Source organism: Pseudomonas sp. SWRI154 (assembly GCF_014268645.1).
Taxonomy (GTDB): domain Bacteria; phylum Pseudomonadota; class Gammaproteobacteria; order Pseudomonadales; family Pseudomonadaceae; genus Aquipseudomonas; species Aquipseudomonas marvdashtae.
On the sequence record NZ_JABWQW010000018.1, the window covers coordinates 18370 to 30760 of the forward strand.

At 62.0% G+C, this 12391-nt stretch carries 9 protein-coding genes; 5 read left to right on the forward strand and 4 right to left on the reverse strand.

Annotation, left to right across the window (positions count from 1 at the left end; translation table 11 throughout):
• The first annotated feature begins 172 nt into the window (after positions 1 to 172).
• Entirely contained in the window at positions 173 to 955 is a 783-nt protein-coding gene (locus HU806_RS16755) for a MetQ/NlpA family ABC transporter substrate-binding protein (RefSeq protein WP_186612501.1), read from the forward strand.
• Between the two features lie 176 nt (positions 956 to 1131).
• Here HU806_RS16755 and HU806_RS16760 read toward each other — a convergent pair whose 3' ends face one another.
• Positions 1132 to 2292, reverse strand: coding sequence for an AAA family ATPase (locus tag HU806_RS16760; RefSeq protein ID WP_186612503.1), 1161 nt, complete (start codon positions 2290 to 2292; stop codon positions 1132 to 1134).
• A 126-nt stretch (positions 2293 to 2418) separates the two neighbouring features.
• On the opposite strand from HU806_RS16760, the gene HU806_RS16765 reads away from it, so the two are divergent.
• Genes HU806_RS16765 through HU806_RS16775 form a run of 3 tightly spaced genes read left to right on the forward strand, consistent with a single transcriptional unit; the run spans position 2419 to position 7627 of the window.
• Positions 2419 to 3522 carry an efflux RND transporter periplasmic adaptor subunit gene (locus HU806_RS16765; RefSeq protein ID WP_186612505.1) on the forward strand — a complete coding sequence of 368 codons (1104 nt, stop codon included), beginning with the start codon at positions 2419 to 2421 and terminating at the stop codon, positions 3520 to 3522.
• Positions 3519 to 4583 (forward strand): efflux RND transporter periplasmic adaptor subunit, encoded by a 1065-nt coding sequence (locus tag HU806_RS16770; protein WP_186612507.1) that lies wholly within the window; start codon positions 3519 to 3521, stop codon positions 4581 to 4583. The genes HU806_RS16765 and HU806_RS16770 overlap by 4 nt, the downstream gene beginning before the upstream one ends.
• Positions 4580 to 7627, forward strand: a complete 3048-nt coding sequence (locus tag HU806_RS16775) for an efflux RND transporter permease subunit (protein ID WP_186612509.1) — start codon at positions 4580 to 4582, stop codon at positions 7625 to 7627. The genes HU806_RS16770 and HU806_RS16775 overlap by 4 nt, the downstream gene beginning before the upstream one ends.
• 90 nt (positions 7628 to 7717) lie before the next feature.
• Here HU806_RS16775 and HU806_RS16780 read toward each other — a convergent pair whose 3' ends face one another.
• Positions 7718 to 9937, reverse strand: coding sequence for a heavy metal translocating P-type ATPase (locus HU806_RS16780; RefSeq protein ID WP_186612510.1), 2220 nt, complete (start codon positions 9935 to 9937; stop codon positions 7718 to 7720).
• An 85-nt stretch (positions 9938 to 10022) separates the two neighbouring features.
• Here HU806_RS16780 and cadR point away from each other — a divergent pair, with 85 nt between their 5' ends.
• Complete coding sequence (gene cadR / locus HU806_RS16785) at positions 10023 to 10469, forward strand: Cd(II)/Pb(II)-responsive transcriptional regulator (RefSeq protein ID WP_186612512.1); 447 nt, start codon at positions 10023 to 10025, stop codon at positions 10467 to 10469.
• 59 nt (positions 10470 to 10528) lie between these two features.
• On the opposite strand, the gene HU806_RS16790 is transcribed toward cadR, so the two are convergent.
• A complete protein-coding gene (locus tag HU806_RS16790) occupies positions 10529 to 11500 on the reverse strand; it encodes a thymidylate synthase (RefSeq protein WP_186612514.1) in 972 nt (323 codons plus the stop codon).
• 48 nt (positions 11501 to 11548) lie between these two features.
• Complete coding sequence (gene lgt / locus HU806_RS16795) at positions 11549 to 12358, reverse strand: prolipoprotein diacylglyceryl transferase (protein ID WP_186612516.1); 810 nt, start codon at positions 12356 to 12358, stop codon at positions 11549 to 11551.
• Positions 12359 to 12391: the final 33 nt, after the last annotated feature.

Below are 12391 nucleotides of genomic sequence, written 5' to 3' on the forward strand. Positions count from 1 at the left end.
GCCAAGGGCAATTTTTCCTATATGAGCAAAATGAATATGAACTTGAATAAAAGATATTGTTAAGGCATAAAAAATGTCGGTATCTTCCGCATCACGCCAGCGATAGCACTTCGCTGGCACTCCCACGTTGGCCGTCGTCCATGACGACAGTGATATTCGATAAGGACACTGCATGAAAAAGGTTCTGTTGTTCACCGCATTGGCGGCAGCCCTGACCTCGGGCCTGGCCCAGGCGGCGGAGAAACTGGTTGTCGCGGCCACGCCGGTGCCCCACGCTGAAATTCTCGAGCTGATCAAGCCGGCCCTGGCCAAAGAAGGCGTGGATCTGGAAATCAAGGTGTTCACCGACTACGTCCAACCCAACGTACAGGTTGATCAGAAGCGCCTGGACGCCAACTACTTCCAGACCCTGCCTTACCTCAAAAGCTTCAACGAAGGCAAAGGCACCAATCTGGTGACCGTGATCGGCGTGCACGTCGAACCATTTGGCGGCTACTCGAAAAAGGTCAAGAGCCTGGCCGAGCTCAAGGACGGCGCAACCATCGCCATCCCTAACGAAGGCAGCAACAGCGGCCGCGCTTTGATCCTGCTGCAGAAGGCTGGCCTGATCAAACTCAAGGACCCGAAAAACGCCCTGGCAACGCCGAAAGACATCGCCGAGAACCCGAAGAACTTCAAGTTCAAGGAGTTGGAATCGGCCATGCTGCCGCGCGTGCTGGATCAGGTTGACCTGGACATGATCAACACCAACTACGCCTTGGAGGCGGGTCTCAACCCGGCTAAAGATGCGCTGGTCATCGAAGGTGCGGATTCGCCTTACGTGAACTTCCTGGTGGCCCGTCCCGACAACAAGGACAGCCCCGCCATGCAGAAGCTCGCCAAGGCCCTGACCAGTCCGGAAGTGAAGGCGTTCATCGAGAAGAAATACAGCGGCGCGGTATTGCCGGCGTTCTGATTCGCCCGGTAAGCCTTTTCGCAGTTCCCAACGCCGACGGCTTATGCAGCGTCGGCGTTTTTTATGTTGGCGATTGTTAGGGACCAACGCGGTTACCCGTGGCGAGGGAGCAAGCTCCCTCGCCACGGGTATGCGTTCAACAGCGCCCCGCTGCTTGCCAAAGCCGTCAGCCCCAGCTAGTCCGGCCAATGCCACGCTGGCTCATCCAGCGCCCGTTGCCCGACTATCGCGGTCTGTCCCAGTTCCTTCGCCAATACGATGCAATTGCAGTGCTCATCCTGCTCCAATGCGGCGATCAGGCGTATGGCATGGGAAACGACCCACACTTGGCAATCTGCCGAAGCGCGGACAATCAATCGCGCCAAGGCCGGCAGCAGGTCCGGGTGCAGGCTGGTCTCCGGTTCGTTGAGCACCATCAGCGAGGGCGGTCGCGGCGTGAGCAAAGCGGCTACCAGCAGTAGATAGCGCAGGGTCCCGTCCGACAGTTCGGCGGCGGACAACGGCCGCAGCAGGCCCTGTTGCTGGAACGCGATGGCGAAACGTCCACCCTGCAGTTTGTCGATGTGCAATCGAGCGCCGGGAAAGGCATCGCCTATGGCGGCATGCAGGGCTTCGGAGTCGCCTATTTCAAGGATCGTTTGCAGCGCTGCGGCCAGGTCGCGTCCATCGTGATGCAGCACCGGGGTGCGAGTGCCCAGTTGCGGTTGGCGCACCGGGGCGTCGGCGTCGCTGCGAAAGTGGTCGTAGAAACGCCAGCGGCGGATGAATTCGCGCATCTGCAACACTTCCGGCGAAGCCCGCAGGCTGCCGACCTGGTCGAACAGGCTGTCGAAGGTCGGGGTGTGTTGGGACAACACATCCCAGGAGCGACTTTCGCGAGCGCGGACCATCGGTCCGTTACGGTCTACCAACAGGCTGGCGGGGCGAAAGACTGGGCCGGCCCAGATGCATTCCCGCTTGATTTCAGGGTCCAGTGAAAACGCCGAACTGCTGGGCGCGGGCAGGCCCAGTGAAATCGAATAGCTGAAATCTTCCCCGGCAAATCCAAGGCGCAGGCGCTTGGTGCCCTGGCGCACGATCGCTTGGACAGGGACTTCGCCGCTGCGCATGCGTCGGCTGATTTCTTCCGGCCCGGCCCAGAAGGTTGAGTCCAGTCCGCCTTCACGGGCCAGCGCGTTGACCACGCCGCCCTGTGCCGTCTCGGCGAGCAGGCGCAAGGCGCGATACAGATTGGATTTGCCACTGCCGTTGGGCCCGGTGATCAGGTTCAGTCGGCCCAGGGGAATGACCAACTTATTGATGGACCGGTAGTTGGCCACCGCCAGGGTCTTGAGCATGCGAATTCCTTTTCTTGCATGGATGTCAGAGACGAGTCTGCCTCATTGCCGTGCATTCAGTGAACCCTGTTCTAAGCTCACAGTCGTATCGTCACTGGTACGTCCGTACAACGTAAAGGAGTCTGCATGGCTGGTCCTGGAATCAAATTGATTGTTGGCTTGGGCGTGTGTGCGTTGTTGGCGGGATGCGGTGACAAGAAGCCCGAGGAAAAAGCCTTGCCCAGGGTGTTCATACAGCAAGCCACGCCCAGCGAATACGCCGCCTCGGTAACGCTTACCGGTGATGTCCAGGCGCGGGTGCAGGCCGATCTGTCGTTTCGCGTGGGCGGCAAGATCATCGAGCGCAAGGTCGATGTCGGTGACCGGGTCTCGGCCCGGCAGGTACTGGCCCGGCTCGATCCTCGCGACTTGCAGACCAATGTCGATTCCGCCGAGGCCCAGGTGGCCGCCGAACAGGCGCGGGTCAAGCAGAGCGCGGCGGCGTTCGTGCGCCAGCAGAAACTCCTGCCCAAGGGCTACACCAGCCAGAGTGAATACGACGCGGCCCAGGCGCAGTTGCGCAGCAGCCAGAGCGCGCTGACGGCGGCCCAGGCCCAGTTGGCCAATGCCCGTGAACAACTGAGCTATACCGCGCTGATCGCCGAGGCGCCAGGCATCATTACCGCGCGCCAGGCTGAGGTCGGCCAGGTGGTGCAGGCCACGGAGCCGATCTTCAGCCTGGCCCGGGATGGCGAGCGCGACGCCGTTTTCAACATCTACGAATCGCTGCTGAGCGAGCCGCCGTCGGACGCTGCGATTACCATCAGCTTGCTGGATAACCCGGCAATCAAGACCACCGGCACGGTGCGCGAGATCACCCCGGCGGTGTCCGCCCAGACCGGCACGGTGCAGGTCAAGGTCACCCTCGACAACCTGCCCGAGGGCATGCGCCTGGGATCGGTGGTCAGCGCCACCGCCAAGTCCGCCGGCAAGACTGCCGTCGAGTTGCCGTGGTCGGCGTTGACCAAGAACCTCAGCGAACCTGCCGTGTGGCTGGTGGATGGCGAGGGCCGGGCGCAATTGCATACGGTCACGGTCGGTCGCTACCTGACCGGCAAGGTCATCATCAGCGACGGGCTCAAGGGCGGTGAGAAAGTCGTTACCGCTGGCGGCCAACTGCTGCACCCTGGCGTGCGCGTCGAGATCGCTGAAAATACTTATGAGAAATCCACGCCGGGAGCCCAGCCATGAAGCGCTTGTGGATAGTCTCGGCAGGCCTGCTGCTCGCCGCCTGTTCCAAGGAAGAAGCGCCGCCGGAGCCGGTGCGACCGGTGTTGTCCATTGAGGTCCGTGCCCTCGACCAGCAGGCCCTCGGCCGATTCGCCGGGAATATCCAGGCGCGCTACGAGACCAATATGGGCTTTCGCGTGCCAGGACGGATCGCCAGCCGCAACGTCGACGTTGGCGCCGAAGTGAAGAAGGGTGATCTGCTCGCGACCCTCGACCCCACCGACCAGCAGAACCAATTGCGCGCCGCTCAAGGCGACCTGGCGCGAATCGAAGCGCAGTACATCAACGCCCAGGCCAACGCCCGTCGCCAGCAACAGTTGTTCGACCGTGGCGTCGGCGCCCAGGCGCAACTGGACATCGCCCAGACCGACCTGAAGACCACCGCAGCTTCCCTGGAACAAGCCCGGGCCTCGGTCGAGCAAGCCCGCGACCAGCTCAACTACAGTGAACTGCATACTGACCACGACGCGGTTGTCACGGCCTGGAATGCCGAGGCCGGGCAAGTGGTGACCGCCGGCCAGCAAGTGGTGACGCTGGCTCGTCCAGATATCAAGGAGGCGGTGATCGACCTGCCGGCTGGATTGGCTGAGCGCCTGCCTGAGGACGTGGTCTTCGAAGTCGCCGCGCAACTGGACCCGGCGACCCGCACCACCGCCATCGTGCGCGAGATCGAACCCCAGGCCCAGAGCGCCACCCGCACCCGTCGCGCGCGCCTGACACTGACCGACACGCCGCCGGGCTTTCGCCTCGGCACGGCCATCGGCGTGACCCTGAGTTCAGCCATCGAGCCGCGTATCGAGCTGCCGCTCACCGCGCTGCAAGAGGTCGACGGCAAGGCGCGAATCTGGCTGATCAACCCGCAGGACCAGACGGTCTCGCCACGCGAAGTACAAATTCTCGAACGCTCGGCTGATTCAGTGTTGGTGGCTAACGGCATCAAGCCCGGTGATCGCGTAGTCAGCGCCGGCGTGAACAGCCTCAAGCCAGGGCAGAAAGTGAAACTCGACGAGGAAGCACGATGAAAGGGCCTTTCAACTTATCCGAGTGGGCCCTGCGGCATCAGTCGTTCGTGTGGTACCTGATGTTCGTCGCGTTGCTGATGGGCGTGTTTTCATACATGAATCTGGGCCGCGAAGAGGACCCGTCGTTCACCATCAAGACCATGGTCATCCAGACCCGCTGGCCTGGCGCGACCCAGGAAGAAACCCTCAAGCAGGTCACCGACCGCATCGAGAAAAAACTCGAAGAGCTCGACTCCCTCGACTATGTGAAGAGCTACACCCGGCCTGGGGAATCGACGGTGTTTGTCTATCTGCGCGATACCACCGGCGCCAAGGAAATCCCTGAGATCTGGTACCAGGTCCGCAAGAAGATCAACGACATTCGTGGTGATTTCCCAGAGGGACTGCAGGGCCCTGGGTTCAACGATGAGTTCGGCGACGTGTACGGTTCGGTGTATGCCTTCACCGGCGACGGCCTGTCGATGCGCCAGTTGCGCGATTACGTTGAGCAAGTGCGGGCCGAGATCCGTGACGTACCGGGCCTGGGCAAGGTCGAGATGGTGGGTGAGCAGGACGAAGTGCTGTACCTGAACTTCTCCACGCGCAAACTCGCGGCCCTGGGCATCGATCAGCGCCAGGTGGTGCAGAGCCTGCAATCGCAGAATGCGGTGACCCCGGCCGGGGTGATCGACGCCGGGCCGGAACGGATTTCCGTGCGCACGTCGGGACAGTTCCAGTCGGAGAAGGACCTGGCCAACGTCAACCTGCGGCTCAATGACCGGTTCTATCGCCTTGCTGATATTGCTGACATCCGCCGTGGCTACGTCGATCCCGCGACGCCGATGTTCCGCTTCAACGGCACGCCGGCCATCGGCCTTGCCATCGCCATGAAGAAGGGCGGCAACATCCAGGACTTCGGCAAGGCCCTGCATGCGCGGATGAACGAACTGACCGCTGACTTGCCCGTGGGCGTCGGCGTGCACACGGTGTCGGACCAGGCCGAAGTGGTGGAGGAGGCCGTCGGCGGTTTCACCAGCGCCTTGTTCGAGGCGGTGGTCATTGTCCTGGTCGTCAGTTTCATCAGCCTCGGCATACGGGCCGGCCTGGTGGTGGCCTGCTCGATCCCGTTGGTGTTGGCGATGGTGTTCGTGTTCATGGAATACAGCGGCATCACCATGCAGCGGATTTCCCTCGGCGCGCTGATCATTGCCCTCGGCTTGCTGGTGGATGACGCGATGATCACCGTGGAAATGATGGTCACGCGCCTGGAAAAAGGTGACAGCAAGGAACAGGCCGCCACCTTTGCCTACACCTCGACGGCGTTCCCGATGCTCACCGGGACCCTCGTGACCGTGGCCGGTTTCGTGCCCATTGGCCTGAATGCCAGTTCCGCCGGTGAGTACACCTTCACTCTGTTCGCGGTCATCGCCGTGGCGATGCTGGTGTCCTGGATCGTCGCGGTGCTGTTCGCCCCGGTCATCGGCGTGCATATCCTCAGCACCAACATCAAACCCCACAGCGCCGAGCCGGGGCGTATCGGTCGGGCGTTCAACGGCGGCTTGTTGTGGGCGATGCGCAATCGCTGGTGGGCTATCGGCATCACGGTGCTGCTGTTCGTGCTGGCGGTGTTTTGCATGCGCTTTGTGCAGAACCAGTTTTTTCCGTCTTCGGACCGGCCGGAGATCCTGGTGGACCTCAACCTGCCGCAGAACGCCTCGATGGACGAGACCCGCAAAGCCGTCGACCGCCTGGAAGCGACCCTCAAGGATGACCCGGACGTGGCGCGCTGGAGTACTTACATCGGCGAAGGCGCGATCCGCTTTTACCTGCCGCTGGACCAGCAACTGCAGAACCCGTACTACGCGCAACTGGTGATCGTCAGCAAGGGCCTGGAGTCGCGCACGGCGCTGACCGAACGCTTGCAGAAGCGCTTGCGCGACGATTTCGTCGGCATAGGCAGCTACGTGCAAGCCCTGGAAATGGGGCCGCCGGTGGGCCGGCCGATCCAGTACCGCGTCAGTGGCAAGGACATCGACCAGGTGCGCAAGCACGCCATCGAACTGGCCACCGAGCTGGACAAGAACTCGCACATCGGCGAAATCATCTATGACTGGAACGAGCCGGGCAAAGTGCTGCGCATCGACATTGCCCAGGACAAGGCGCGGCAACTGGGGTTGTCTTCGGATGACGTGGCTCGGCTGATGAACAGCATTGTCAGCGGTTCGCCGGTGACCCAGGTCAACGACGACATCTACCTGATCAATGTGGTCGGTCGTGCCGAAGACGCCGAACGCGGTTCGCCGGAAACCCTGCAGAATCTTCAAATCGTTACTCCAGGTGGCACGTCAATCCCGCTGCTGGCATTCGCCACGGTGCGTTATGAGTTGGAGCAGCCGCTGGTCTGGCGTCGCGACCGCAAGCCGACCATTACCATCAAGGCCGCCGTGCGCGATGAAATCCAGCCCACCGACTTGGTCAGGCAGCTACAACCGGACATCGACAAATTCGCCGCCAAGCTGCCGGTGGGCTACAAGATCGCCACGGGCGGTACGGTAGAGGAAAGCAGCAAGGCCCAAGGACCGATCGCCAGCGTCGTGCCGCTGATGCTGTTCCTGATGGCGACGTTCCTGATGATCCAGTTGCACAGCGTGCAGAAACTGTTCCTGGTGGCGAGCGTCGCGCCGTTGGGCCTGATCGGCGTCGTGCTGGCGCTGGTGCCGACGGGCACGCCCATGGGCTTTGTGGCAATCCTCGGCATCCTCGCGCTGATCGGCATCATCATTCGAAACTCGGTGATCCTCGTGACCCAGATCGACGAGTATGAACGTGACGGCTACGAACCCTGGGATGCGGTGGTGGAAGCGACCGAGCACCGGCGCCGACCGATCCTGTTGACGGCGGCTGCGGCGAGCCTGGGGATGATCCCGATTGCCCGGGAAGTGTTCTGGGGCCCGATGGCCTACGCGATGATCGGCGGGATCATCATCGCCACCTTGCTGACATTGCTGTTCCTGCCGGCGCTCTATGTAGCCTGGTACAAGATTCGCGAGCCCAAGGGTGATTGAAGCGGCTTCAAGCGTTGCCCTTGTGGCGAGGGAGCTTGCTCCCGCTGGGCCGCAAAGCGGCCCCATGAAGCCATGCGTCACCCTGGCCTTTTACTTGTGTAACAACCGCAACCCATTGAACACCACCAGCAAGCTCACCCCCATGTCGGCAAACACCGCCATCCACATGGTGGCGAACCCGGCAAAGGTGACGCCGAGAAAGATCGCCTTGATGACCAGCGCCAAGGCAATGTTCTGTTTGAGGATGCTGGACGTCTGCCGCGACAGCCGGATGAACGCCGGAATCTTGCGCAGGTCGTCATCCATCAAGGCGACGTCGGCGGTCTCGATCGCCGTGTCGGTGCCGGCCGCCGCCATGGCGAAGCCGATTTCCGAGCGGGCGAGGGCCGGGGCGTCGTTGATGCCATCGCCGACCATGCCGACCCGGTGACCCTGGGCATACAGCTCCTCGATGGCTTTCAGCTTGTCCTCTGGCAACAAATCGCCACGGGCCCGGTCGATGCCCACCTGTTCGGCAATCGCCTCGGCGGTGTGGGCATTGTCGCCAGTCAGCATCAGCGTCTTGATGCCCAGCCCGTGCAGTTGCCGGATGGCTTCGCGACTGGAGTCCTTCACCGTGTCCGCCACGGCGAACAACGCCAGGGGGCCCGTGCCGTCGAGTAGCAGCACCACGGACTTGCCTTGTTTCTCCAGGGCAAAAAGTTTCTCTTCCAGCTCCGGTGAGCACAGTCCGAGGTCCTCCACGAGTCGGTGGTTGCCCAGATGATACGTCCGGCCGTCGATGTCGCCGCGCACGCCGCGTCCGGCAAGCGCCGCGAAGTTATCCACAGCGTGCTGTGCCCGCTGGTTATCCACAGCCGCATCGGCAATCGCGCGCGACACTGGATGGTCTGAACGCGCGGCGAGGCTGGCGGCCAGCGCCCTGGCGGTGTTTTCCACCGTCGGGTCCAGCGGCACGTAGTCGGTCTGCACCGGCTTGCCATGGGTGATCGTGCCGGTCTTGTCCAAGGCTACGTAATCGAGCTTGTGGCCATTCTCCAGATAAACGCCGCCCTTGATCAGGATGCCTTTGCGCGCCGCTGCCGCCAGGCCGCTGACGATGGTCACCGGGGTGGAAATCACCAGTGCGCACGGGCAGGCGACCACGAGCAGGACCAATGCCCGGTAGATCCAGTCGAACCACAGCGCGCCCATGAACAGCGGCGCAATGACGGCTACGGCCAGCGCCAGGACAAACACTGCCGGAGTGTAAATAGTTGAGAATCGATCGACGAAACGCTGGGTCGGCGCGCGGGAGCCTTGGGCCTGTTCCACGGCATGGATAATCCGCGCAAGGGTGGATTGATCGGCGACGGCGGTCACGGTGTACTCCAACTCGCCGGCCTGGTTGATGGTGCCGGCGAACACTTTGTCGCCCACGGTTTTGTCCACCGGCAGACTCTCGCCGGTGATGGGCGCCTGATCGATGGTCGAACGGCCGGCGACCACGTCACCGTCCAGGCCGACGCGTTCTCCGGGACGGACCCGCACCCGAGCGCCGAGGGCAATGGCTTTGACAGCCTGGACCTGCCAAGTGCCGTCAGCCTGTTGCACGGTGGCCTGCTCCGGGGCCATTTGCATCAGGCCGCTGATGGCGTTGCGAGCGCGGTCGAGGGATTTGGCTTCGATCAACTCAGCCACGGTGAACAAGAACATCACCATCGCCGCTTCCGGCCACTGGCCGATCAACACCGCGCCGGTCACGGCGATGCTCATCAAGGCATTGATATTCAGGTTGAGGTTCTTCAGGGCGACCCAACCCTTTTTGTAAGTGCCGAGGCCACCGCTGAGAATCGACGCCAGCGCCACCAACGCGACGACCCAGTTTGGCGCGGCGTTGGTGAAATGAATCACCTCGGCACCCAGCGCGGTGACACCGGACAGCGCCAACGGCCACCAAGGCTTGGCGGGTGCGGGCAGGTTGTTGGTGGATTCTTCCTGACCGGCCGTAAACGGTTCCGCTTGCATCCCCAAGGACCCGATAGCCTTGATGATCGGCGCATCGCTGGGCAAGTCGTGAGTCACGCCCAGCACCCGGTTGATCAAGTTGAACTGCAGTTGCTGCACGCCTTCGAGCTTGCCGAGTTTGTTCTGTATCAACGTCTGTTCGGTGGGGCAGTCCATGGCTTCGATGCGAAAACTGCTCAGCCGCGCACTGTCCGTTGGCGCCTTGCCAATGTTGACCAGCGATGGCGCCGCCTTGGATGAGCAGCAGGAATGACCGTGATCGTGACCGTGGGCCGATTTGGGTGTGTGGATGGAGTCGCTCATCGGGTTACGTCCGTGAAAAGTGCCTGTTGCACAGTAGAGACCCTGTAGCCACTATAGGGTCAAGCATCTATTTCGGAGGCGTGCCATGAAGATCGGCGAACTGGCGAAACTCACCGACTGCCAAGTCGAGACCATCCGTTACTACGAGCGCGAGGGCCTGCTGCCGGAGCCCGCTCGCAGCGACGGCAACTACCGCGTCTACACCCAGGCCCACGCCGAGCGGCTGACGTTCATCCGCAACTGTCGCACCCTGGACATGACCCTGGAGGAGATCCGTAGCCTGCTGATCCTGCGCGACAGCCCCCAGGACCAGTGCGAGAGCGTCAATGCGTTGATCGATGAGCACATCCATCACGTCAAGGCACGTATCGACGGCCTGCTGGCCTTGCAGGCGCAACTGATCGACTTGCGCCATCGCTGCGGCGAAGGGCCGGACCTGGATCAATGCGGGATCTTGCAGCGGCTGGAAGTCAGCGGCGCGGTGGCGCCGGAAGTGGAGCATTCACATGTGGGGCGTAGTCACGGGCACTGAGCCCTTAGCACCCATGATCGTTCCCACACAGAACGTGGGAGCGATCAATAGTCGTGTTTCTAGACCGCCATTGGCGCGGTCATCGGCGCGTGGTGTTGATAGCCTTCAAGAGAGAAATCGCTCGGTTCTACCAACTCCAGCCATTCAGGCTGGTACACGCCGGTCTTGGCGAACTCCGGCACGCGCTCGGAAATCACCAGTTTGGGCATCGGGAACGGCTCGCGGGTGAGCTGTTCGTTGAGCATGTCCAGGTGGTTTTCGTAGACGTGGGCATCGCCGATGAAATAGGTGAACCAGCGCGGCGTGTAGCCGGTCAGGCGACCGATCAGGCTCAGCAGCGCGGCGCCTTCGGTGAGGTTGAACGGCGTGCCCAGGCCCAGGTCGTTGGAGCGGATGTAGAGGGTCAGGGAGATTTCCTTCGTCTCGACATTCGGGTGGAACTGGTACAGCAGATGGCACGGCGGCAGGGCCATTTCATCGAGCTGGGCGCAGTTCCAGCCATGGAACAGGATGCGCCGGCTGCCTGGGTCCTTGATGATGGTGTCGACGCACTGGCGAACCTGGTCGATGGCTTTGTACAGCACGACATAGGCCTGGCCGTTTTCTTCGCCTTCGGCAATCTGCCGGTAACCCTGGGCCAGCGTCTGCTGGATGGCCGCCGGGTTGTTCAGGGGGATCTGTTTGTAAGCCGGCCACTTGCGCCACTGCACGCCGTAGATCTCGCCCAGGTCGTCTTCACCCTGGCGGAACGGGTTGGCCAGCCACTGGGCGTTTTCGTTGGCGTTCTGGTCCCAGACCTTACAGCCCAAGGCGCGGAACTCAGCGGCATTGTTCACACCACGCAGGAATCCGCACATTTCTCCGATGGCCGATTTGAAAGCCATCTTGCGCGTGGTGATGGCCGGGAAACCTTCTTTCAGGTCATAACGCAGCATCGCGCCGGGAAAACTGATGGTGTTTACACCGGTGCGGTTGGCTTGCTTGGTGCCGTTCTTGATGACGTGGGCCACCAGATCGAGATATTGCTTCATGGGTTACCTGTGTCCTTGACCCCGAGGTTTGAGCCCCGGGTTCGAATTTTAAACCTTGGCCGTCGCAGCCGGCGCGCGATGATAAGCCAGCCAGATCAGTGCCAAGCCGCCAACGATCATCGGCAGGCACAACACTTGGCCCATGGTTAGCCAGTTCCACGCCAGATAGCCGAGCTGGGCGTCCGGAACGCGGACGAACTCGACGATGAAGCGGAAGATCCCGTAGAACAGCGCAAACATGCCCGATACCGCCATGGTGGGTCGCGGCTTGCGCGAAAACAGCCAGAGGATCAGGAACAGTGCCACGCCTTCGAGAGCGAACTGATAAAGCTGCGACGGGTGGCGCGGCAACTGCGCCGGGTCGCTGAACGGGGGGAAGACCATTGCCCAAGGCACGTCCGTCGCCTTGCCCCACAACTCGGCATTGATGAAGTTGCCAATGCGCCCGGCACCCAGGCCGATCGGCACCATTGGCGCGACGAAGTCCATCAGCTCGAAAAACGATTTGTTGTTGCGCTTGCCGAACCACAGCGCCGCGAGCATCACGCCGATGAATCCACCGTGGAACGACATGCCGCCCTTCCACACTTCAAAGATCAGCGTCGGGTTGGCCAGGTAGGCACTCAGGTCATAGAACAACACGTAGCCCAGGCGCCCGCCGACGATCACGCCCATGGACAGCCAGAACACCAGGTCCGAGAGCTTTTCCTTGTTCCAGGTCGGGTCGAACCGGTTCAGCCGGCGCGACGCCAGCAGCCAGGCGCCACCAATGCCGATCAGGTACATAAGGCCGTACCAGTGGATTTTCAGCGGGCCGATGGCCAGGGCAACCGGATCGATCTGCGGGTAAGGCAGCATTGATATTCCTCGTGAACGTCAAAAAATACCCGG